General features: G+C 72.1%; 23 protein-coding genes. 13 read left to right on the top strand and 10 right to left on the bottom strand.

Annotated elements, in window-relative coordinates:
• The first annotated feature begins 1 nt into the window (after position 1).
• The 8 genes from BU204_RS20035 to BU204_RS20070 all read left to right on the top strand — a co-directional run bounded on the left by BU204_RS20035 (position 2) and on the right by BU204_RS20070 (position 8,389).
• Positions 2–1,027 carry an NAD-dependent epimerase/dehydratase family protein gene (locus tag BU204_RS20035; RefSeq protein WP_075127240.1) on the top strand — a complete coding sequence of 342 codons (1,026 nt, stop codon included), beginning with the start codon at positions 2–4 and terminating at the stop codon, positions 1,025–1,027.
• 20 nt (positions 1,028–1,047) lie between these two features.
• Positions 1,048–2,292, top strand: a complete 1,245-nt coding sequence (locus tag BU204_RS20040) for a DUF4910 domain-containing protein (RefSeq protein ID WP_075127331.1) — start codon at positions 1,048–1,050, stop codon at positions 2,290–2,292.
• Positions 2,293–2,360: 68 nt separating this feature from the next.
• A complete protein-coding gene (locus tag BU204_RS20045) occupies positions 2,361–3,575 on the top strand; it encodes an MATE family efflux transporter (protein WP_233160435.1) in 1,215 nt (404 codons plus the stop codon).
• Positions 3,572–4,510, top strand: a complete 939-nt coding sequence (locus BU204_RS20050; RefSeq protein WP_075127242.1) for a glycosyltransferase family 2 protein — start codon at positions 3,572–3,574, stop codon at positions 4,508–4,510. The genes BU204_RS20045 and BU204_RS20050 overlap by 4 nt, the downstream gene beginning before the upstream one ends.
• On the top strand, positions 4,507–5,724 hold the full coding sequence (locus tag BU204_RS20055; RefSeq protein WP_233160425.1) for a polysaccharide pyruvyl transferase family protein: 1,218 nt from the start codon (positions 4,507–4,509) through the stop codon (positions 5,722–5,724). The genes BU204_RS20050 and BU204_RS20055 overlap by 4 nt, the downstream gene beginning before the upstream one ends.
• Complete coding sequence (gene rfbC, locus BU204_RS20060) at positions 5,721–6,266, top strand: dTDP-4-dehydrorhamnose 3,5-epimerase (RefSeq protein WP_075127243.1); 546 nt, start codon at positions 5,721–5,723, stop codon at positions 6,264–6,266. Before BU204_RS20055 ends, rfbC begins: the two co-directional genes overlap by 4 nt.
• A gap of 5 nt (positions 6,267–6,271) precedes the next feature.
• A complete protein-coding gene (locus BU204_RS20065; protein ID WP_075127244.1) occupies positions 6,272–7,582 on the top strand; it encodes a glutamate-1-semialdehyde 2,1-aminomutase in 1,311 nt (436 codons plus the stop codon).
• Between the two features lie 9 nt (positions 7,583–7,591).
• Positions 7,592–8,389 (top strand): class I SAM-dependent methyltransferase, encoded by a 798-nt coding sequence (locus tag BU204_RS20070; protein ID WP_075127245.1) that lies wholly within the window; start codon positions 7,592–7,594, stop codon positions 8,387–8,389.
• Here BU204_RS20070 and BU204_RS20075 read toward each other — a convergent pair.
• On the bottom strand, positions 8,365–9,051 hold the full coding sequence (locus tag BU204_RS20075; RefSeq protein WP_143229608.1) for a phosphatase PAP2 family protein: 687 nt from the start codon (positions 9,049–9,051) through the stop codon (positions 8,365–8,367). The genes BU204_RS20070 and BU204_RS20075 overlap by 25 nt on opposite strands.
• Positions 9,052–9,164: 113 nt before the next feature.
• On the opposite strand from BU204_RS20075, the gene BU204_RS20080 reads away from it, so the two are divergent.
• Genes BU204_RS20080 through BU204_RS20090 form a run of 3 tightly spaced genes read left to right on the top strand, consistent with a single transcriptional unit; the run spans position 9,165 to position 10,763 of the window.
• Entirely contained in the window at positions 9,165–9,416 is a 252-nt protein-coding gene (locus tag BU204_RS20080; RefSeq protein WP_075127246.1) for a PqqD family protein, read from the top strand.
• The gene (locus BU204_RS20085; RefSeq protein ID WP_075127247.1) at positions 9,416–9,817 is read left to right on the top strand and encodes a lasso peptide biosynthesis B2 protein; all 402 of its coding nucleotides are present in this window, start codon (positions 9,416–9,418) and stop codon (positions 9,815–9,817) included. The genes BU204_RS20080 and BU204_RS20085 overlap by 1 nt, the downstream gene beginning before the upstream one ends.
• Before the next feature lies 1 nt (position 9,818).
• A complete protein-coding gene (locus BU204_RS20090) occupies positions 9,819–10,763 on the top strand; it encodes a hypothetical protein (protein WP_075127248.1) in 945 nt (314 codons plus the stop codon).
• Positions 10,764–10,789: 26 nt separating this feature from the next.
• Here BU204_RS20090 and BU204_RS20095 read toward each other — a convergent pair whose 3' ends face one another.
• Positions 10,790–11,227 carry a VOC family protein gene (locus tag BU204_RS20095; RefSeq protein ID WP_075127249.1) on the bottom strand — a complete coding sequence of 146 codons (438 nt, stop codon included), beginning with the start codon at positions 11,225–11,227 and terminating at the stop codon, positions 10,790–10,792.
• On the bottom strand, positions 11,227–11,799 hold the full coding sequence (locus BU204_RS20100) for a DinB family protein (protein ID WP_075127334.1): 573 nt from the start codon (positions 11,797–11,799) through the stop codon (positions 11,227–11,229). The genes BU204_RS20095 and BU204_RS20100 overlap by 1 nt, the downstream gene beginning before the upstream one ends.
• A 61-nt stretch (positions 11,800–11,860) precedes the next feature.
• Here BU204_RS20100 and BU204_RS20105 point away from each other — a divergent pair, with 61 nt between their 5' ends.
• A complete protein-coding gene (locus tag BU204_RS20105; protein WP_075127250.1) occupies positions 11,861–12,835 on the top strand; it encodes a helix-turn-helix transcriptional regulator in 975 nt (324 codons plus the stop codon).
• Positions 12,836–12,851: 16 nt separating this feature from the next.
• Here the strand turns inward: BU204_RS20105 and BU204_RS20110 are convergent, their stop codons facing one another.
• Both BU204_RS20110 and BU204_RS39235 read right to left on the bottom strand, forming a co-directional pair.
• Positions 12,852–13,985, bottom strand: a complete 1,134-nt coding sequence (locus tag BU204_RS20110) for an asparagine synthase-related protein (protein ID WP_233160426.1) — start codon at positions 13,983–13,985, stop codon at positions 12,852–12,854.
• Positions 13,986–14,058: 73 nt separating this feature from the next.
• Positions 14,059–14,193 (bottom strand): lasso RiPP family leader peptide-containing protein, encoded by a 135-nt coding sequence (locus tag BU204_RS39235; RefSeq protein WP_143229609.1) that lies wholly within the window; start codon positions 14,191–14,193, stop codon positions 14,059–14,061.
• A gap of 220 nt (positions 14,194–14,413) precedes the next feature.
• Between BU204_RS39235 and BU204_RS20115 the strand changes: the two genes are divergently transcribed.
• The gene (locus BU204_RS20115; RefSeq protein WP_233160427.1) at positions 14,414–16,138 is read left to right on the top strand and encodes an ATP-binding cassette domain-containing protein; all 1,725 of its coding nucleotides are present in this window, start codon (positions 14,414–14,416) and stop codon (positions 16,136–16,138) included.
• Positions 16,139–16,187: 49 nt separating this feature from the next.
• Here BU204_RS20115 and BU204_RS20120 read toward each other — a convergent pair whose 3' ends face one another.
• The 5 genes from BU204_RS20120 to BU204_RS20140 are packed head-to-tail and all read right to left on the bottom strand — an operon-like array spanning position 16,188 to position 22,088.
• Positions 16,188–17,300: a nucleotidyltransferase family protein gene (locus BU204_RS20120; protein WP_075127253.1), complete on the bottom strand. Its 1,113-nt coding sequence runs from the start codon at positions 17,298–17,300 to the stop codon at positions 16,188–16,190.
• Positions 17,278–18,480, bottom strand: coding sequence for a glycosyltransferase (locus BU204_RS20125; protein ID WP_075127254.1), 1,203 nt, complete (start codon positions 18,478–18,480; stop codon positions 17,278–17,280). The genes BU204_RS20120 and BU204_RS20125 overlap by 23 nt, the downstream gene beginning before the upstream one ends.
• On the bottom strand, positions 18,477–19,700 hold the full coding sequence (locus BU204_RS20130) for an O-antigen ligase family protein (protein WP_143229610.1): 1,224 nt from the start codon (positions 19,698–19,700) through the stop codon (positions 18,477–18,479). The genes BU204_RS20125 and BU204_RS20130 overlap by 4 nt, the downstream gene beginning before the upstream one ends.
• Positions 19,697–20,560, bottom strand: a complete 864-nt coding sequence (locus BU204_RS20135) for a class I SAM-dependent methyltransferase (RefSeq protein ID WP_075127255.1) — start codon at positions 20,558–20,560, stop codon at positions 19,697–19,699. Before BU204_RS20135 ends, BU204_RS20130 begins: the two co-directional genes overlap by 4 nt.
• Positions 20,561–20,573: 13 nt before the next feature.
• Entirely contained in the window at positions 20,574–22,088 is a 1,515-nt protein-coding gene (locus BU204_RS20140; RefSeq protein WP_075127256.1) for a right-handed parallel beta-helix repeat-containing protein, read from the bottom strand.
• Positions 22,089–22,096: the final 8 nt, after the last annotated feature.

Genomic DNA, 22,096 nt, shown 5'->3' on the forward strand with positions numbered 1-22,096 from the left:
CATGCGCGTTCTGCTGACCGGCCACAAAGGATACCTGGGTACCGTGATGGCCCCGGTTCTCCAGGACGCCGGGCACGAGGTGATCGGGCTGGACTCGGGGTTGTTCGGGCCCTGCGTGCTCGGCCCGGCGCCGGCCGACCCGCCCGGCCACGAGGTCGACCTGCGCGACGTCACCGCGGAACACCTGTCCGGTGTGGACGCGGTGGTGCATCTCGCCGCGCTGTCCAACGACCCGCTGGGAGCGCTCGCCCCCGAGCTCACCTACGACATCAACCACCACGCCTCGGTGCGGCTGGCCCGGCTGGCCCGTGACGCCGGTGTGGGTCGGTTCCTCTACGCCTCGACCTGCTCGGTGTACGGCGCCGCCGGCGGTGACGGACTGGTCGGTGAGGACGCGCCGCTGCGGCCGGTCACCCCGTACGCGGAGTCGAAGGTTCGCGTCGAGGACGACCTGCACGAGCTGGCCGACGGCGACTTCACCCCGGTGTACCTCCGCAACGCGACGGCTTTCGGCTTCTCGCCCCGGTTGCGCGCGGACATCGTGCTCAACAACCTGGTCGGCCACGCGTACCTGTCCGGCGAGGTGCTGGTGCTCTCCGACGGCACGCCCTGGCGCCCCCTGGTGCACGCGAGGGACATCGCGAGTGCCTTCCTCGCCGCCCTGGAGGCACCCCGCGAGGCCGTGCACGACCGGGCCTTCAACATCGGGACCGAGCGTAACAACGTGACGGTCGCGGAGATCGCGACCGAGGTGGTCGAGGTGGTCCCGGGGGCACGGCTGCGGATCACCGGCGAGGCGGGGGCCGACCCCCGGTCCTACCGGGTCGACTTCTCCCGCTTCCGCGAGGCGGTTCCCGGCTTCGAGTGCGCCTGGACGGTCAAGGACGGCGCGGTCGAGCTCATCGAGGCCTACCAGCGACACGGTCTGACCCGGGAGGGCTTCGAACAGCGGTTCACCCGGCTCGCCTGGCTGCGTGAGCGGTCCGCCGGTGGGGACGTCGACGCCACCCTGCGGCACGCCCGGTGACGGGGGGCGCCGGGGCCGAGATGGACGCCCTCGTGCGACGGCTGTACCCGCTGTGCAGGAGCATCACCGGCGACGGTGTGCGCCAGACGCTCGCCGTCATCGACGACCTCATCCCGCTCACCGTGCACGAGGTGCCGACCGGAACCCAGGTTCTCGACTGGACCGTGCCGAAAGAATGGAACATCCGCGACGCCTACGTGGCCGACGCGACCGGCCGGCGTGTGATCGACTTCCGTGAGTCGAACCTGCACGTGGTCGGCTACAGCGTGCCGGTGCGGACCACGATGCCGCTCGCCGAGCTGCGTGAGCACCTGCACACGCTGCCCGACCAGCCCGACCTCGTCCCGTACCGCACCAGCTACTACCAGCCGACCTGGGGCTTCTGCCTCGCCCAGAACGTGCTGGACGCGCTGCCCGACGGCGACTACGAGGTCGTCGTCGACTCGACGCTGGCCGACGGCTCGCTCACCTACGGCGAGCACGTGGTGCGCGGCCAGGTCGACCAGGAGGTGATCGTCAGCTGCCACGTCTGCCACCCCTCGCTGGCCAACGACAACCTGGCCGGTGTCGCGGTCGCAGTGCAGCTCGCCCGGTCGCTGGTGAACCCGTACTACACCTACCGCTTCATCTTCGCGCCCGGCACCATCGGCGCGATCACCTGGTTGGCGCGCAACGCCGCGGTGGTCGAGCAGGTGCGCCACGGCCTGGTGCTCGCGTGTGCCGGTGACCCGGGTCCGTTGACCTACAAGCGAAGCCGCCGGGGTGACGCCGAGATCGACCGGGTGCTGGCGCACGTCCTGCGGGACCGTCCACACGAGATGCGGGACTTCTCGCCCTACGGCTACGACGAGCGGCAGTACTGCTCGCCCGGCTACAACCTGGGCGTCGGCTCGCTCACCCGCACGCCCTACGCCGGCTACCCCGAGTACCACACCTCCGGCGACAACCCGGACTTCGTCTCGCCCGAGGCCATGGTGGACACCCTGGCCGTATGCCGGGAGGCGTTCGCGGTGCTCGACCGGAACCGAACCTTCGTCAACCTCAGCCCGTACGGCGAGCCCCAACTCGGCCGGCGCGGCCTGTACGACTCGCTCGGCGGGCGCAGCGACGCCAAGGACGCCCAGCTCGCGATGCTCTGGGTGCTCAACCTCTCCGACGGCTGGCACAGCCTGCTCGACATCGCCGAGCGAGCCGGGCTGCCGTTCACCGCCGTCGTCGCCGCCGCCGACGCCCTGCGCGCCGCCGACCTCCTGAAGGAGGCGTAGCGGACGTGGGTATCAGGGGAATCCTCGGTCGGCTCAGCTGGGGGCTGGGCGACCAGGCCGTGTCGAGCATGACGAACTTCCTGGTCGGCGTGGTCGTGGCGCGCGAGCTCGGGGTGACCGGGTTCGGCATCTTCAGCCTCGCCTGGGTCACCTACGGCGTCGTGCTCAACGTCTCCCGCGGGCTGGCGACCGACCCGCTGATGGTCCGGTTCTCCGCGGTCGCGCCGGACCGCTGGCGGGCCGCGACGACCAGCGCGACCGGTACCGCGGTCGCGGTCGGCCTGGCGTTCGGCGCGCTCAGCGTTGCCGTCGGGATGACGCTGGGCGGGTCGCTGGGTGCCGCGTTCGTCGCGCTCGGCGTCGTCGTGCCCGGGATGCTGCTCCAGGACAGCTGGCGGTACGCGTTCTTCGCGGCGGGGCAGGGCCACAAGGCGTTCGTCAACGACCTGGTGTGGGCCGCGGGCATGGTGCCGGCGCTGCTGCTGGCGGCGGGCAACGACACGGTGTGGGTCTTCGTGCTCGCCTGGGGCGGGGCCTCGGTGCTCGCCGCCGGCTGCGGCTGGCTGCAGAGCGGGATCACCCCGCGCCTGGACGGGGTCGGCGAGTGGCTGCGCCGGCACAAGGAGCTGGGCAGCCGCTACCTGATGGAGAACGTCAGCAACTCCGGTGCCTCCCAGCTGCGCATGTACGGCGTCGGCGGAATCGTGGGGCTGTCCGCGGTCGGCGCGATCCGCGGTGCGGAGCTGCTGCTCGGTCCGTTCCTCGCGCTGCTCATGGGCCTGAGCCTGGTCGCGGTGCCGGAGGCGAGCAGGGTGCTGCGCCACGCCCCGCACCGCCTGGCGCGGTTCTGCCTGGTGCTGGGCGGGGGGCAGGCCGTCGCGGCCGCGCTCTGGGGCCTGGCGCTGCTGTTCGCCGTGCCGGACTCGGTCGGCCGGCTCGTGCTGGACGACGTGTGGGGCCCGGCCTCCCAGCTGATCCTGCCGGTCGCGCTGTCGGTCACCGGTGCCGGCGTTGTCGCCGGCGCCGCAGCCGGCCTGCGTGCGCTCGGCGCCGCGAGCCGCAGCCTGCGGGCCCAGCTGTTCGCCTCCGCCGGCTACCTCGGCGGCGGCCTGGCCGGCGCCTGGTTGGCCGGTGCCCTCGGCGCGACCTGGGGCTCGACCATCGCCATGTGGTGCGGCGCCGTCGTGTGGTGGCTCCAGCTGCGGGCGGCGCTGCGCGAGCACGCCGCCACGGCCGAGCCGAAGACCGAGGAGTTCGCCGCCATCGAGATGAGGACGACATGACCACCGTGCCCCGGTTGAGCATCGGCCTGCCCGTCTACAACGGCGAGGAGTACCTCGCGGAGTCCCTCGAGGCGTTGCTCGGACAGTCCTACGAGGACTTCGAGCTGATCATCACCGACAACGCCTCCACCGACGGCACCGAGGAGATCTGCCGCCGGTATGCGGCACGGGACTCCCGCATCAGCTACCACCGGCTGCCGGTCAACATCGGCGCGGCGCCCAACCACAACCACGTGCTCACGCTGGCCAGGGGCGAGCTGTTCAAGTGGGCCTCGCACGACGACCTCTACGGGCGGGACCTGCTGGCGGTGTGCGTCGAGGCGCTCGACGCACACCCGGAGGTGGTGCTGGCGCACACGTGGAACGCCACGATCGACAGCTCGGGTCGGGTCATCGCGCCGTTCGACTACCGGATGCCGACCGACTCGCCGTCCCCGTCAGAACGCTTCGCCGGCCTGCTGTTCGCCTCCGGCGGCGACGACTTCTACGGCGTGATGCGTACCGACGTGCTGCGCCGGGTGCGGCCGCACGACAGCTACCACCACGCCGACCGGACCTTCGTCGCCGAGATCGCCATGCACGGCCCGTTCCATCAGGTGCCCGAGCTGCTCTACTTCCGCCGCGACCACCCGACGCGCGCCGAGCGCGCCCACCCGTCGGTGCGCAGCCGCTGCGCCAACCTGGACCCTCGGCGCGCCGACCGGCTGCGCCACCCCGTGGTCCGGCTGCTCGGCGAGTACGTCCTGGGGTTCGTGGGCCTGGTCCACCGGGCGCCGATCAGCGCCGTCGAGAAGCGCCGGTGCTACCGGCACCTCGCCCGCTGGTTCGCCACCCGGGCGAGGGCCGGTGTCGGCGCGTCCAACGAGCCGCAGGGTGTCGCGCCGACGACCCAGGTGCTGACGATCGACGGCATCGTGCCCGGGAGGGTGTCGTGAGGATCGGACTGTTCGGGATGTTCGGCGGGGGGAACCTCGGCAACGACGGGTGTCTGGAGGCGGTGGTCGCCTACCTGCGCGAGCGCCACCCGGACGCCGAGCTCGCCTGTCTGTGCTCCGGGCCCGAGGTCGTCTCGGCCAGGTTCGGGATCCGGGCCACCCCGCTGTACTGGTACTCCGAGCGGGAGCGGCGGCCGGTCCTGCCGGTTCGGGTCGGGCTCAAGGCGGTCGGCAAGGTCCGGGATGCCCTGCGCCTGGTGCGTTGGGTGCGCCGTCAGGACGTCGTGCTCGTGCCGGGGACCGGGATCCTGGAGAACACTCTTCCGCTTCGGCCGTGGGGCTTTCCCTTCTCCGTCTTCCTGCTCGGCCTGTCCGGCCGTCTCGCCGGGACGAAGGTCGCCATGATCAACGTCGGAGCGAACACCGTCGAGCAGCGGTCGCTGCGGTCGCTGTTCCGCTGGGCCGCGCGGCTCGTGCACTACCGGTCGTTCCGCGACCAGCTCTCCCGGGACGCGGTGTTGGCGATGGGCGTCGGTGGGGCCGACGAGGTGTACCCGGACCTGGCGTTCGCGTTGCCGGTCCCACCGGCGGAGGCCGAGCCGGGAACCGTCGGCGTGGGGTTGATGGACTTCCACGGCGGGACCGGCGAACGGCACCGGGCCGAGGACATCCACACGTCCTATGTAGAGGGGATGAAGCAGCTCGTGCGGCGGCTGCTCGCCGAGGGCCGCCGGGTGCGGTTGCTCACCGGTGACGAGCCGGACCAGGGGGTCGTCGCGGAGATCGTCGAGGACGTGCGTGCCCGGTCCGACCTCGACCCGTCGGCCCTGGTCTTCGAGCCGGTGGCGACGGTGGGCGAGCTGATGGCGCAGATCGCGGGGCTCGACGCGGTTGTCGCGACCCGCTACCACAACGTTCTCTGTTCGCTCAAGCTGGCGAAGCCCACCGTGGCGGTCTGCTACTCGGCCAAGGGCGAGCGGCTGATGGCCGAGATGGGGCTGGGCGAGTACTGCCAGGACGCCCGCGCTGTGGACGTGGACCTGCTGGTCGAGCAGCTGCACGAGGTGGAGCGGCGGGCGGAGCGGATCCGGCCGGTGCTCGCCGAGCGGGCGGCCGTCAACGCCGCGGCGCTCGACCACCAGTACGAGGTGCTGTCCTCGACGCTGCTCGGTGCCCCGGTACCGGCGGCCGCCCCCGCCGGGAGGGCCTCGTGAAGGCCCGCCCGGTGCCGGAGATCGCCGGCGCGTTCCTGTTCGAGCCGACCCCGCACGCCGACGAGCGCGGGTTCTTCTCCCGGACGTTCGACCACGACGTCGTCGCATCGGTCGGCATCGACCCGGACGGGTTCGTCCAGGACAGCCTCTCCCGCTCGCGTCGCGGCGTGCTGCGCGGGATGCACCTGCGCTCGGGCCGGGGCGAGGCCAAGCTCGTCCGCTGCTCCTACGGACAGGTCTTCGACGTGGTGGTGGACCTGCGGCCGGACTCCCCGACCTACCTCAACCAGGGGCACTTCACGTTGTCCGGCGACACCCAGGTGACGCTGTACGTGCCGGCCGGCTGTGCGCACGGGTTCCAGGCGCTGACCGACCCGGCCGACGTGTCCTACCGCATCGACCGCGCGCACGACCCGTCCGAGGACGTGTCGATCGCGTTCGACGACCCGGAGCTCGCCATCCCGTGGCCGTTACCCGTGGCGCTGATGTCCGAACGGGACAAACGAGCGCCCTCGCTGCAGGCCGCGTTGGAAGGGATTTAGGGCCAGTGGATTTCACGAACTCCCGCGAGGCGAACAAGCGCCTGCACGACCTGGTGCCCGGCGGGGCGCACACCTACGCCAAGGGCGAGGACCAGTACCCCGAGGGCATGGCGCCGGTGATCTCGCACGGCCGCGGTGCACACGTCTGGGACGTCGACGGGCACGGCTACATCGAGTACGGCTCCGGGCTGCGTTCGGTCAGCCTCGGCCACGCCCACCCCCGAGTGACCGAGGCCGTGCGTGCCCAGCTCGAGCTGGGGTCGAACTTCGTCCGGCCCGGGGTGATCGAGCTGGAGGCCGCGCAGCGCTTCCTGGCCACCGTGCCGACCGCGGAGATGGTCAAGTTCGCCAAGAACGGCTCGGACGCGACCACCGCCGCGATCCGGCTCGCCCGGGCCGCGACCGGCCGGTCGATGGTCGCGATCTGCCGCGACCAGCCGTTCTTCTCCACCGACGACTGGTTCATCGCCACGACGGCCATGGCCGCCGGCATCCCCTCGGCCGTCGCCGAGCTGACGGTGACCTTTCCCTACGGCGACCTGACGGCGCTGGAGAACCTGTTCGCCCTGCACGACGGGCGGATCGCCTGTGTCGTGTTGGAGGCCGCGACCCAGGCTGACCCGCCGCCCGGGTACCTGCGCGGCCTGCGCGAGCTGTGCACCCGGCACGGCGTCGTGCTGGTGTTCGACGAGATGATCACCGGCTTCCGCTGGTCGGAGTCCGGCGCGCAGGGCGTGTACGGCGTGACGCCCGACCTTTCCACCTTCGGCAAGGCGCTGGGCAACGGGTTCGCCGTCTCCGCACTCGCCGGAACCCGCGAGCTGATGGAGCTCGGCGGCCTGCGGGACAGCCGCGAGCGGGTGTTCCTGCTGTCGACGACGCACGGTGCCGAGGCGCCGGGGCTCGCCGCGGCGATGGCGGTCATGGAGACCTACGTCGAGGAGGGCATCGCCGAACGGCTGCACGCGCTCGGCGCACGCCTCGCCGCCGGGGTGCGCGCGGTGGCCGCGACCGCCGGCGTCGCCGAGCACGTGGTGGTGCGGGGCCGGGACAGCAACCTCGTGTTCGCCACGCTCGACAACCAGGGCAGGCCCTCCCAGGAGTACCGGACGCTGTTCCTGCGCCAGCTGCTGTCCGGCAGCGTGCTCGCCCCGTCGTTCGTGGTGAGCAGCGCACTGTCCGAATCGGACATCGACCGCACGGTCGAGGTGGTCGCCAGGGCCTGTGCGGTGTACCGGCGCGCACTCGACGCGGACGACCCGACGCCGTGGATGGGCGGCCGCGCGGTCCGTCCGGTGTTCCGACGCTTCGCCTGAGGAGTGACGATGGACGTTCGTAGCCGAGTCCGGCAGGCCGGCGGTCAGGTCGAGGAGCTCCTGCAGCGGACCCTCAGCCGGGTCGGGATGAGCCAGCCGGAGACGACGATCTCCGCGGACGCGCAGGACTACTGGTCCGACGCCGGCGGTGCGCGCTGGAAGGCCAACTCGCACTGGCGCGACGCCTCGGTGTTCGACGGGAGCGACCTCTGGTCCCGGATCGGCCGGCGCCACCTGGAGATGTTCCAGCGCGGCGCCCGGCTGACCGGGTTCGACCGGCCGTGGGGGCGGGTCGTGGAGTGGGGCTGCGGGGGCGGTGCCAACGCGGTGCACTTCGCCGAGGCCGCCACCGAGTTCGTCGGTGTGGACGTGTCGGCCGAGAGCCTCGAGGAGTGCGGTCGGCAGGTGGCAGCACACTGCGACACCCCGTACCGGCCGGTGCTGGTCGAGGTGGCCGACCCCGAGCGCGCCGTGGACGAGATCGGTCCCTGCGACGTCTTCCTCTGCTGCTACGTCTTCGAGCTGCTGCCAACGCCGGAGTACGGCGAGCGGTTGCTGCGGGTGGCCCAGCGGTTGTTGAAGCCGGGCGGTCTGGCCCTGATCCAGGTGAAGTACCACGACGGGGGCTTCTGGACGCGCTCCCGCCGGCGTGCCTACCGGACCGGGGTCGCCGGCATGACCAGTTACGGGATCGCCGAGTTCTGGGAGCTGGTCACGAAGTCGGGCCTGCGACCGGAGTCGGTCCAGCTCGTGCCGAAGGACGAGCTGGACGAGCGCTACGCCTACTTCGTGGTCTCCCGGCCCTGAGCGCGGTCGGCCACCCGGTCGATGGCGTGGCCGACGGCCGGGACGACCGCGACCGCGGTGGCGAAGCCGCCGATGGTGTCGGTCGGGTAGTGGGCGTTGAGCAGTACCTGGGCAAAGGCCATCACCACGGCCGCGGTGAGCGTCACCGCGGCGACGAGCGCGGTGGCGGGGGTGGCGCGCAGCCGTCTGCGCTGAACCAGCACCAGCATGGCGACGAGGGCGAACGCGGTGGCGGTAGCCGTGTGGCCGCTGGGAAACGCGAAGAACCCGTTGTTGATGTCCCTGCCCACAACGGGTTTCAGGCCGGTGGTGATCGCGATGCTCGTACCGGTGCCGAGCACGGTCAGCAGAGCGGCCCTGCGGTGGCCGAGCCGGAGGAACACCAGCGTCAGCGTGCCGAGCACGAGCGCGCCGCCGACCGGTTCCGCGGTGTAGTCGACGACCAGGGCGATCTGGCGCCAGGGCGCGTGCAGCTCCATCAGCGGGGAGCGGATCCAGGCGTCGAAGGCGGTGCCGCTGGTCTGGCCGGCGAACAGCACCCCGAGCACCACCAGGGCCACCGCCCCGCACACGGCCGCTACAGCCAGTGGTGTTCGGACCGCGGTGGGGAGTGCCGGCGGGGCCGGCCTCGCGGTGTTCTCGGTTCTCGGATCGATTCGCACACAAGGAGAATCGCTGTCATGGTCACAGTTGTTTCGCGGTCGGCCCCGGCCGGTAACGCTCCGTGGTTCACCGGCGAATCCACTATGGACGTGGTCCGCGAAAGGAACGCCCCATGCGCCTGCGATCGAACGACATCTCGGCCCGCACCGTCGGTGACGAGACCATCATCCTGAGCCTGTCGGACTCCCAGTACTTCTCGGTCACGGGAATCGGGACCCGGATCTTCGAGCTGCTCGGTGAGGAGCACTCGGCCGACGAGCTGGTCGAGCGGATCGTGGGCGAGTACGAGGTGGACGAGGAGGTCGCCCGCCGCGACGTCGAGGCGTTCGTCGGCCGGCTGCGGGAAGCGCGGCTGCTCCGGTGATGCGGCGTCCCCGGTTCCTGATCGAGGTCGCCTCGGCGCTGTTCTCACTGGCCCGGATCGAGCTCATGCTGCGCCGGCAGGACCTGCGGGTGGTGTGCCACGCGCTGGGAGTGGTCCCCGACCTGGAGAGCGCGAGCCCGCCGGCCACCGAGCCGGCGGTGTTGCCCGGCTGGGCCAGGACCGCCCTGCGCGCCTGCTCGGCGGTCACCAGCCGGTGGCCCGCGGGGGACACCTGCCTGCGCCGCTGCCTGGTTGCCGGCCACCGGCTGCGCCGGCTCTCGCCGGTGCTGCGGATCGGCGTGCGCCGGGACGCGTCCGGGCTGGTCGCCCACTCCTGGCTGGAGGTCGACGGCCGCACGCTCGACCCCACCGCCGCCGGCTTCGCGACCCTGGGACGCTGAGGTGTTCACCTACCGCGCCTACGGCCTCCTGGTCGCGAGCGACATCGCGCTACCGCTGCCGCCGTGCGCCGGCGGCGAACCGGACGTGCTGCTGCGCCGGGGCGCCGACCGCCCGGTCCCCGAGGAGCGCCCGGGATCCGAGCGCCTGGCCGAGGTGACCCGGCCGGACGGCTCGATCTTCTACACGCTCGGCCGGTCGGCCTCCGGGACCGTGCTGCGGTACCCCGGCCTGTGCGACTTCGCCGGCGACCCGACGCTCTCGACGGTCTCGGTGCACCTCGCGCCGGGAGCGGACGAGGGCCTGCTCTCGGTGATGATCTCGGGAACCCTGCTGGCCGTACACCTGATGCTGCGGCACGCGCATGTGCTGCACGCCAGCGCCGTCCACCGCGACGGCCGCGCGCTGGCGTTCGTCGGCTCGTCCGGGATGGGCAAGTCGACGGTGTCGGCGGCGCTCTGCGGGGTCGGCTGCGACCTGGTCTCCGACGACCTGCTCCGGGTCGACCGGGTCGGGGAGACCCTGCTCGTCCACCCCGGGGGGACCGAGAGCCGCCTGCGGCCGAGCGCCCGTCCCCTCGCGACGGCGGCCCCGGCCGACACCGTCCGCGAGACCGCCGACGGCCGGCTCGCGGTGAGCCCGCGCACCTGGACCGGTGACCCGCTGCCGCTGGCCGCCTGCGTCGTGCCGCGCCCGGACCGCGCCGCGCAGCGGGTCGCCGTCCGCCGGCTGCGGCCGTCGATCGCCCTGCTGAGCCTGAGCCGCTACCCGAGGGTCCTGGGCTGGTCCGACCCCGCCTCGGCGGCGGCCGCCTTCCAGTCCCTGGCCGACCTGGTCGAACGCGTCCCGGTGTTCGAGGCGACCATCCCCTGGGGCCTCCCGTTCGCCGACGGTGTCCTGGCCGACCTGCTGGACGCGGTGTCGGTCCCCAGCGCGGTGGCCGGTTAGGGCACGTCCGCACAGCCCTAGCCGGCTCAGTCCAGGCAGAACTCGTTGCCCTCCGGGTCGGTCAGCACGATGTGGCCGGCCCCGAGCGGCGGCGCGGGCTCGTGGCGCCGCAGCCGGGTGGCGCCGAGCGCGACCAGCCGTTCGGCCTCGGTCTCCAGTGCGGCCATCCGCGCGTCGCCGTCCAGCCCCGGCGCCGCACGCACGTCGAGGTGTACGCGGTTCTTCGCCTGCTTGCCCTCGGGAACCCGCTGGAAGAACAACCGCGGCCCCTCGCCTGCGGGGTCGACCAGCGCCGAGGCGTCGTTGCGGCGCTCGGGCGGCACCCCCATCGCCTCCAGGGCCTGCTCCCACGAGCCGAAGCCCGGCGGTGGGTCCTGGAGCCGGTAGCCGAGGGCCTGCGCCCAGAACGCCGCCAGGGCGGCGGGGTCGGCACAGTCGAACGTGATCTGGACAGTGCGGGCCATCAGCTCGCCTTCCCGTGGGTGTGCAGGTGGAGGTCGCGGAGCAGGCACACCTCGGACAGGTGGTGGATCAGCTCGCGGTTGATGTGTAGCACGAGCGCGGCCATCGGAAGCGTGGCGTACTGTCCTTCCGCCTCCCCGCAGGGACGGGCGAGGCCGGCCTCGCCGAGCGCCTCGACCCCGGCCTGCCACCGCGCGTACTCCTCGTCCAGCTGGGCCAGCGCCTCGGCCGCGGTCTCGGCGTACTCGAACGAGTCGTAGTCGGTGGGCGGCCGGCCGAAGTGCGAGGCGTTGCGCATGGCGAGCACGCCGACGAGCACATGCCCGAGTCGCCAGGCGATCGTCGTGAACGGCGCCGGGTCGGGCTCGGGCATCGCGAAGTCGACGGTCACCGCGCCGGAACCGGCCTGCACCGGTGCGGTGCCGGTGCCCCGTGGCCGCACGTTCCAGCAGCCGGGCACCGGCTCCCAGAAGTACTCCTCGTCGGTGAGCCCGTCGAGGCGGCCGCGCAGCTGGTTGGTCCAGTGCCAGTCGATCTGGTCTCGAAGCAGGGCGTTCCAGGTCTGGTCGGTCATGATCATACTCTTGCGCGAATAGCGGACAGGATCGTTCCTAGATCTGTGCCACGATCGTCGGGTGACCGTCGAGGCGACGACCGAGCGAGTGCTGCGGCTGCTGGCACTGCTGCAGCGCAGGCCGTCCTGGACCGCTGCCGAGCTCGCCGCCGAGCTCGGCGTCACCGACCGCTCGGTGCGCCGCGACGTGGAACGGTTGCGCGCGCTCGGCTACCCCGTCCACGCGACGGCCGGCGTCGGTGGCGGCTACCAGCTCGGCGCCGGCACCCGGCTGCCGCCGCTGCTGCTCGACGACGAGGAGGCGATCGCGACCGCGGTGTCGCTGCGGATGGCCACCGGCGGCACGGTCGCCGGGGCCGGCGAGGCCGCGCTGCGGGTGCTCGCCAAGCTCGACCAGGTGATGCCGCCCCGGCTGCGAACCGAGGTCAGGGCCGTGCACGACGCCACCGACACCCTCGTCGGAGCCGGTGTCGAGATCGACGCCGAGCTGCTGGTGACGCTCGCCCGGGCCTGCCGCGACGCGATCCGGGTGCGGTTCCGCTACGCCGGGCGACGGCCGCGTGAGGGCGAGGGCGAGGAGCGCGAGCGCACTGTCGAGCCGGTGCGGATGGTCGCCACCAACCGCCGCTGGTACCTGATGGCCTGGGACGTCGACCGCGCGGACTGGCGCACCTTCCGGCTGGACCGGATGCGCCAGGTCGAGGCGACGACCTGGCGCTTCCGCCCGAGAGAACACCCCGATCCGGTCGCCTACGTCCAGCGGTCGGTGACCGCGGCGCCGTACCGGTACCTCGCCCGCGTCCGCATCCGGGCCCGGGCGGAGCAGGTGCGGGAGCTGGTGCCGCCCCAGGTGGCGCAGGTCGAGGACGACCGCGACGGGTGGTGCGTGCTTGTCGCCGGCGGGGAGGACCCGGACTGGCTCGCCGTGCACGTGGCCCGCCTGGGCTTCGAGGCGGAGGTGCTCGAGCCGCCGGAACTGCGCGCGGCCGCCGCCCGGCTCGCCGCCCGGCTGGCCTCGATGGCCGGACCTCGCTGAACTCCTCCGCGGCGGGTCAGCGAGGGTTCTCGGCCAGCCAGGCCTGCTGCAGCAGTGACATCGTCGGGGCGTGCGGGGTGGGCGAGAGCCAGTTCTCGCGCAGGGCCTCGGCGTCCACGAGCTCGGGGTCGACGCCCGCGCCGCTCCAGCGGCGGGCGAACTCGCGGGTGTACCGGCGGAAGACGGCGTTGGCGAACAGGGCCTTCGTCCGGCGCTCCAGGACCTCGCGGGGCAGCAGGTCACCGAACAGGTCGCGCATCGTCGCCGTGCGGCCGGTCCAGCCCCAGTAGCCGCCCGCCGCGGCCACCGAGGCCACCAGCTCCGGCTCTGCGAACGCCTGGACGTAGTCGGTGTCCATTTCGGAGGCCAGGATCCGCATCGTCTCGTAGCCGATCCGTGCACAGCGCCGCATCGAGAACTGCCAGGTGTTCTGGCCGGCGTTCAGGGCGTAGGCGGCCTGGTCGGCGGCGTCCCGGCGGGCCAGCAGCTCCTCGGTCTCCTGGCGCAGCCACGGTCGCCGGTAGCGGTCGCGCAGTGCGGAGCGACGGCGCAGAACTGCCGGGGCCAGCGCTCGGGCCGCGTCCCGGTAGACCGCCGGTGGGACGCGGAAGCGGGACTTCAGCACCTTTGTCAGCGGGGTGACCCGCTTCAGGCCGAACGCCTCGTCGCCCCCCTCGCCGGTGAGCAGCACACCACCACGGGCGTGGGTGAGCATCCGGTAGGTCGGGGTGAAGTTAGGGGGCCACACCAGACCGTGCTGTCGGAGAACCCGGATCCCAATCGGACCGAGCGGGTCGTGCTCATCGTGCACGGTCAGCACCACGCGTTCGCTGATGCCCAAATGGGACAGTACGGCGTCCTGCCAGGCCGACTCGTCGGCGTCCGCGGCGCCCGGATAGGACAGTGTCACGGGGACCGGAACCGGTAGACCCTCTCGGCGCGCGAGGTCGACAGCGGCGGCGAGCAGTACCGAGGAGTCCCGGCCGCCCGAGAACGCGACCAGGCACTCCGACTTCTGAAGGTGGGGAAGCAGTAGCCGATCGAGTACGCGACGCGGTCGGTCGTGTGGCCCGGCGGGCAGGGGTACCGGGTCGTACCCGTTGACCCAGCCTCCGGCGACCTCCAGCGGGTCCATTGTATACAAACCCACGCCGCTCCTCCTTTGGTTGGCGCACGGAGGCCGCGGCGTCGTTCCAGGATACGACGCCGCGGCCTCCTCACGATCACGAGTAGTTGTCGCCGAGGATCGGGATGATCCAGGTCAGGTTGTCGGAGGACTCACCGAACAGGTTGGCCTGGGTCACGTCCGTGAGCGATCCCAGCGCGGTGAGCTCCGGTGCCTCGTATGGCTTCCGCATTTTTCACCTCCTCGAGCGCATCGGGAATACTGGTTGTTACGTCGCCCGGGGTCGGCAATCATTACTGCGCAAGGGATAACGTTTGATATCGGAACAGGCTGGACGGTAACGAAAACGCTGCGTAATCGGACGTCAGGTACAGAAACCTTCTGACCGAGATCGAGGATTTCTTGTGCGACTGGGACGTTTGGCGAAAGCCTCGCTAGCCACACCGCGTCTCGTGCTGGCCGCCGCACGGGAGGTACGGCAGGCCGACCGTTCGGGAACCCTTGTGGCGTCGGCATATCAGCTCGTCGGCGCGGTCGCGGCACTCGGGGTCGTCGTCACCGGGAAACTCACCTTCGACGCCCTGCTGACCCCCGAGCGGGCCGCGCTCGGTCTCACGCCCTCGCTGTTGCTACTGGCCCTGACGACGGCGCTGTCCGGAGCAGTGAGTCCACTCCAGACTCAGCAGCACCGGATCCTGGGCGAGCGGGTGTCGCAGCGGGTGTGGGACCGGTTACTGGACACGACCGCGCGGGCCGACCTGGTCACCTACGAGTCGACCGGTTTCGCCACGGCTCTCGAAAGGGTTCAGCAGAACGCGCTCACCCGGCCCTTCGCCGTGACGACCGCGCTGCTCGGGCTCACCGGGAGCCTGCTGGGTGTCGGCGCGATGTCGGCGGTGCTGCTCACGGTGGAGCCGTTGCTGCTGCCGTTGCTGCTCGCCGCGGGCGTGCCGGCCGTGCTGCTGTCCCGCTGGGCCAGCCGTACCGAGTTCGCCTTCGCCCACCGGTTGACCGCGCTGTTCCGCCGGCGGGACTACCTGCGCCAGCTGCTGACCCGGCGGCCCTATGCCGCCGAGGTGCGCGCCTTCGATGCCACCCCGCGGCTGCGTGAGCGGCACGAGCGGATGAACGTCGAGGTGAACGCCGCACTGCGGGCGCAGGTGCGCCGCCGCCAGCTCGTCGCGGCGCTCACCACGCTGGGCGTCGCGGCGGCGCTCACCGCGGCGCTGCTCGCGATCGTGCAGCTGGTCCAGTCCGGACGGATCGGCCTGGCCGAGGCCGGCGCGGCCGCCATCGCCGTGCGCATGCTGTCCGGCCAGCTCGGCACGCTGTTCTCCTCGATCGGCGGCCTGCTGGAGTCGGCGCCGTTCCTCGCCGACCTGGAACGCTTCGTCACCTCCGGGCCGCCGGCCGCCCCGCGCGGGCGCAAGCGGCCGCTGGCCGCCGGTGTCGCGCTGCGCGGGGTCCGCTTCGGCTACCCGGGTCAGGCGCGCTACGCCGTCGACGGCGTTGACATCGAGATCCGTGCCGGAGAGGTGGTCGCGCTGGTCGGCGAGAACGGCTCCGGCAAGACGACGCTCGCCAAGATCGTCGCCGGGCTGTACGAACCGGACACCGGTACCCGGCACTGGGACGGTGTCGCCCTGCCCGCGCCCGACGTCCGCGCCTCGGTCACCGTGATCTTCCAGGACTTCGTGCGGTACCAGATGTCGCTGCGGGACAACATCACGATCAGCGACGACGGCGGCTCGGCCGAGCTGGCCGAGGAGGCGGCCCGCGCGGCGGGGCTGCTGCGTGCGGTCGGCCGGCTGCCCGACGGCATGGACACCGTGCTCGGCCGTGACCTGGACGAGGGCGTGGACATCTCCGGCGGTCAGTGGCAGCGGGTGGCGCTGGCCCGAGCGCTCTACCGGGACACCCCGCTGATCGTGCTCGACGAGCCGGCGGCGGCACTGGACCCGCGTGCGGAGCACGAGCTGTTCACCAACGTCCGCGCGACCCTCGGCGGACGGGCGGCGCTGCTGATCTCGCACCGGTTCTCCAGCACGAGGATGGCCGACCGGATCTACGTCATGGCCGACGGCCGGGTCGTGGAGTGCGGCACCCACGACGAGCTGATGGCCGCGGCCGGCCAGTACGCGGAGCTGTACCGCCTCCAGTCGGCCGCCTACCGCTGAGGCGGCGACGCCACCACGAACGAACGCGGCCGAGGTTCGCCTGCGCCGGTCAGCCGCGGCGCCCGCGCAGGGCCTCGCGGACCCCGAAACCGAAGCGGGACAGGGCCGAGCTGTGCCGGCCGTCCGTGTAGCGGTCGTCCGGGAACACCAGCGCGCGCAGGTAGGCGGCCTTGTCCCGCACCCCGGGCAGGACCGGCAGCGTGGCGATGGCCTGGGCGGCGAAGGTCTTGCCCGCGTGGGTGTGCAGGGCGAGCCACGACTCCTCGCGCCTGGTCGGCACGAAGTCACGGGCCCAGGTGCGCAGCGGGCCGTCCACCGGCAGGCCGAGCAGCCGGGTCGAGTCGGCCACCGCGGCCGCGACGACGGCCTGCACCCCCCAGGCGGTGGCCGTGGCGATCACCGCGTGCTCGTCGGCCGGAACCAGCTGGGCGACGTCGCGCAGCGAGCCGAGACGAAGCGGCCAGTCGCCGAGGGCGGCGTGGTAGCAGGCGTGCAGGAAGCGGTTGGGGGCCGACAGGGTGGTCAGCGTCCGGCCGCCCACCTCGAAGGTCTCCGACGTGGCCCAGAGCGCGTCGAGGTCGACCAGCACGCCCCACGGGCCGAGGACGAACGTCCGGTGCAGGTCCAGCTCGAAGCCCTCGGCCCGCAGCGTCGTGCCCTTGTCGAAGCGGCGGTCGAAGCCGGGGCGCGGCTCGGCCAGGGTGCGGACGAAGCCGGCGCCGACCAGTGTGGCCACCGCGGCGTCGAAGTCGGTCGGACGGAACAGCAGGTCCAGGTCGATGAACGAGCGCAGCGCCGGGTCCGGGTAGTCCAGGTGCGCGTACGCGCTGCCCTTCAGCACCCTGGTCTCGAGGCCTGCCTCGGCGAGCCGGTCCACCACCCCGACCAGCTCCCGCTCCAGCGAGAGCACCCGCAGCAGCAGGGCCCGGTGCACCGCGCGGACCTGCGCGGCCTGTGCGTCGGTGGCGGGGAGCTCGCCCGAGGCCACCGCGGCCCGGAGGTGTCCGAGGAGACGGTGCTTGCGGGCCGCGCCCAGCAGGGCGGTCCAGTCCTCCTCGGCGAGCGGCAGGCGGGGGAACACCCGCTCGCTGGGCAGACCGGTCGCGGCGACCGCGAGCAGGGTCGCCGGGTACGCGTCCTCACCGCACAGCCTGCGCGCCACGGCGAACCTCCTCGTCGGACAGCACGGATCGGTAGCCGGCGACCAGCTCGCGCAGCCCGACCCGCGGGGTGAACTCGGCCTCGTACCGCGAGCGGGCGGCGGCACCGAGAATCGGTGAGAGCGGGCCCACCCGGCGCAGCGCCTCGGCGAGCGACGCGGGGTCACCGGGTCGGTGGGTCAGGCCGGTCACGCCGTCGGCGACCAGCTCCGCCAGGGCCCCGTGCCCGGCCACCACCGAGGGCACGCCGGCCGCCGCGGCCTCCACGACCACCAGGCCGAAGGTCTCCATCCAGACGGAGGGAGCCACCACGGCCACGGCGTCGGCCACCAGGGCCCGTCCCGCGGCCCGGTCCACCAGCCCGACGAACCGGACGTCGGAGCGCTCGGCGGCCCACGCGGCGACCTCGTCCTGGAGCGGGCCGGCACCGGCGATGACCAGCGGCACGCCCGGCCTGGCCTCGTCCCAGGCCGCCATCAGCAGGCGCAGCCCCTTCTCCTCGGCCAGCCGGCCGAGGTACAGCAGGTAGGAGCCGTCGCCGATGCGCCGGGCGCCGGCGTCGGGCACGAAGTTGTACTTCACCGCCAACAGCTCCGCGGGCATGCCAGCGGCGACCAACGTGTCCCGCTGGGCGGCGGAGATGCAGAAGAACCGGGAGACCGACGACCACCAGCGCCTGCGGTTCGCCAGCAAGCTCAGCGCGACCGGGACCGTCGCGGCGGACGAGCCCCGGTAGCAGCCGTGGCGCACGGCCGGGAGCGGGGAACGGCCGACGCAGTCCGTGCAGACGCCGCCGTCGCGGTAGAGCGTCCCGGTCGGACAGACCTGGGTGTAGTTGTGCAGCGTCGCCACCACCGGAATGCCGGCCGTCGTGCACGCGTCCAGCACGGCCGGCGACATGAGCGGGAAGGTGTTGTGCACGTGCACGACGTCCGGACGGACGGCGTGGATGCGGGCCAGCATGGCCTCGCGCGCCGCCCGGTTGTACGGCACCCGCAGCGGCACGCCCACCTTGTCCAGCAACGACATCGTCGCGATGTCGTCGCTGCGCCGCTCGAACAGCTCGACCCGGTGACCTGCCTCGCGGAGCAGTGCGGTCTCCTGGTCGACCACGTTGTCCTCGCCGCTGGGCTGCGCCGACCGGTACCGGTTGTGCACCACGAGTACGGAGAGATCGGTCATGTGCGCACCTCGGGGCGGGGTGTCGAGCGGGCGCCGGTGGCGAGCAGCGCCGCGGCGAGGAACAGGTTCAGCAGGTAGGGCGAGGCGTCGCCGAGGCCGGCCTCGGTGTAGGACGCGATGATGGTGTAGAAGATCAGGAACAGCGCGCAAGCGCGTGCCAGCGACGGTGGCCGCAGGGCCGCCACGGCGAGCAGCGTTGCCAGGAACGCCACCACGAGTGCGAGTCCCATATAGCCCTGCTCCTGGTAGACGGCCAGCCAGCTGGAGTCGATCGGCAGGCCGTCGAAGGACTTGTTGGTCAGGCCGACGCCGAGGAACTGCTCGCTGACCGTGCGTGGAGCCGCCAGGAGCGCGTCCCAGACCTTCTCCCGGCCCGTCAGCGAGGACAGGTCGTCCTGCCCGCGCCGGAACCAGGTCTGCAGGGCCGGCCCGACCACCAGCACGGCCAGACCGGCGGCCAGCGCCGCCCGGGTGAACACCTTCCGCGCCCGTTCCGATGTGGACGCCAGGGAGAGCAGGGCGACGGCGAGCCCGGCCACCAGCCCGATCAGTGCGGTACGGGTGTGGCTGAGGAGCAGCAGACCGACCGCGGGAACGGCGAGCAGCAGCATGCTCGTACGCGTCGTGCGGTTGCCCAGCCACAGCAGCACGACCAGACCGGTGACCGTGGCGGAGTACAGGCCGACCTGGGGCGGGGTCAGCGGCCAGATCGCTCCCACCACGCGTCCGCCGTAGGACTCCGGCCGGGCGGTGCCCGGGGAGATCACCAGTCCCAGTAGGACGGTGGCGAGCACGGCCGCGATCGCCCGGACGTGGTGACGGACCAGTGCCAGCCAGTCGTGCCACCAGCGGGTGACCAGCCAGAGCGTGGCCACGAAGACGGTGAACCGGAAGCAGCGCAGCAGTGCGCCGTAGCCGGACTCCATCCGCACGCTCGACGCGATCGAGGCCACCAGCAGCAGCGTGAGGATCAGCAGGTACGCGCTCGGCCGGAGCTGGATCCGCGGGTTGATCAGCAGTGCCAGCAGGAACGCGCCGACCACGGCGCCCATCGTGACGATCTGGGCGACCGGCTTCGGGATCGGGATGATCGTGTCCGCGCCCTGGGAGCCCAGGGTGTTGATCACCAGCAGTGTCCAGACGGCACCCAGCAGGCGGGGCGCCGGGTCGCCGAGGAAGTTCTGGTCGGCCACCGCGTCGCGCGGTGAGAGCAGGCTCATGGCTTGGCCCGCAACCGCACCCACAGGTGCCAGCCCAGCCGCTCGCCGAACGGCAGTCGGTGCACGGGCAGCGGCGGCGCGTGCATGTAGCGGCGGAACCACTCCTCGAGCTCGAAGTCGGGGAAGTCGCGGGTCACCTCGCGCGGGGAGTACACCCTGGCGAACGGGTTGAACGGCCCGTCGGTGTTGCGGTGGGTGAAGGTCTCCAGCTCGAGGTACCGGCGCAGCCCGATGCGCTCGGCGTTGGCCAGGTGGGCGCGCAGCATGTCCGACCGCCCGGCCATCCGCGTACGGCGCAGGGGGTAGGCGGCCGCCAGCACGGCCCTGCGCACCAGCCGGATGCTCACCTGGAAGTTCAGCGAGTCCCGCGCGTAGAGCATGGCGACCAGCGTGCCGCCGGGCCGCAGCACGCGCCGGATCTCGGCCTGCGCGGTGTGGATGTCCGGGATGTGGTGCAGGACGCCGTGGCTGAACACGTAGTCGAAGCTGTTGTCCGGGTAGGGGATCGACAGGGCCGAGCCCTGCTTCAGCGCGTCGTGGGGCAGCTCGCGCGTGCGCAGCCGGGCGCGGACGCGCTCGACCGACTCGGCTGTCAGGTCGAGGCCGGACCACCGGGCGCCGCGGCGGATCAGCTGCTCGGACTCAGCGCCCTGGCCCAGGCCGATCTCCAGGACCCTCTTGCCCCGCCAGTCGAACCGGTCCAGGCAGGCGAGGATGTGGCCCTCCTGGTCGTAGCGCCATGCGTCGTAGGCGGCGAAGAAGCGCTCGTAGTCGTCGGCGAACTCCCCGTGCAGGCCGCCCACGATGTGGTCGCCGCAGGGATGCGCGTTCCAGAACGCCTGGACCTCTGTCTCGTTCATGCCACTTCTCTCCTCAGCCGCCTGACTGGACGTAGGTGCTGCGCCGGTCCTGCGAGTACGGCGGGGACTGCCACTGCGGCGGCTGGATGACCTTGCCGGTGTCCACGGCGAGGTAGGTCCAGGGACCGATGTAGTGGTTGTTTCGCCAGGTGTTGTTCTGTTCGAACGTGATGGCCTGCTGGACCGAGTCCGCCCGGTAGGGCGACCAGTCCGGGAAGGTGCCGTAGTTGGAGATGAGCGCCATCCGTGCGCACAGCGAGTCACAGCCGATCGAGCGCGGCTCGACGGAGAACAGGTTGTCGTGGATGTCGACGTTCTGGGTCTTCCAGCGGCAGTCGTCGTAGAGCGGGTCCTTGCTGATGTTCGGCGCGGCGCAGCTGGCCATGTCCGGCACCAGCCGGGTGCAGCCGCCGGAGGTGTTGGCCGGGCTGTTGCAGTACCGGTCCGCGTTCTCCCACAGGGTGATCCCGGCCCAGTTGTCGATCAGCGCGTTTCCGTAGATGTCGAGCTTGTCCGTCCGCGCCGGGACCCGGCCCTCGCCGCCGGACTCGGAGATGTAGATGCTCGCCGCCGGGAAGCTGTCACCCCGGTTGGCGAACTCCCGGCCCTCGACGATGTTGTTGCGCCGGATGGTGTTCCCGCGGATCGTCGCGTTGTAGCTGATCTCGTAGAAGATCGCCGGCCCGTCGTTGTCCTCGATCAGGTTCTTCTCGATCAGGAAGTCGTTGTTGTTGGTGTCGGCCCACAGGCCGGTACCGCGGTTGTCGTGCACCCAGTTCCCGCGGATGTCGGCGCCGTCGACCGCCCAGAACTTCACCCCGCCGGTGCAGCCGCAGCCCTCGATCTTGGACTCCCAGTCGTCGGTGTTGTTGCCGACGATCTCGTTGCCCTCCACGACCAGGTCCCCGATCGGACCGTTCTTGTAGGCGTTGATGCCGTACTGCCCGTTGTCGCGCAGGCAGTTCCCGCGGACCTGTTGCCGGGCTCCGGCCATCATCCCGGCGCCGCCGTTGTCCTCGATCGTGTTGTTCTCGATGACCCAGCCGTCACCCGAGTCGTGGTTGACCACGCCCTCGTCCGCCGGGGCGACGAAGCCGCGGACGGTGAGGCCGCGGATCGTGACGTCGGCGGCCTGCGCCACGAACGCGTACTTGTTGCGTTCCTGCCCGTCGAGCACCGCGCCGGGGGCACCGAGGTAGACGTTGCCGTCCTTGGGACTCACCGAGCCGAACTCGCCGGTGCCCAGGGTGTGGGTGCCGGGCTCGAGCCAGAACGTGGTGCCGGCCGGGCTCTGCTCGGTCCTGTCGGCGAGGTCGCCGTCCACGTCCGCGTCGACGGTGACGGCCCCGGCCGGCGCGGCGGCGGGGCCGGGCACCGTGTGCCCACAGACCGCCGTCACGTCACCGGCCGGGTTCTCCTCGTTGACGCCGCCTGACTGGTCGACGGAGGTCGTACAGGAGAAGGCCAGCAGCGACAGTGCACCCAGGGACGCGGTAACGCGTGCACGGGTCCACAGTCGAGTGTCCACAGCAGAAC

It is taken from the genome of Actinophytocola xanthii, assembly GCF_001921205.1.
Classification (GTDB): Bacteria; Actinomycetota; Actinomycetes; order Mycobacteriales; family Pseudonocardiaceae; genus Actinophytocola; species Actinophytocola xanthii.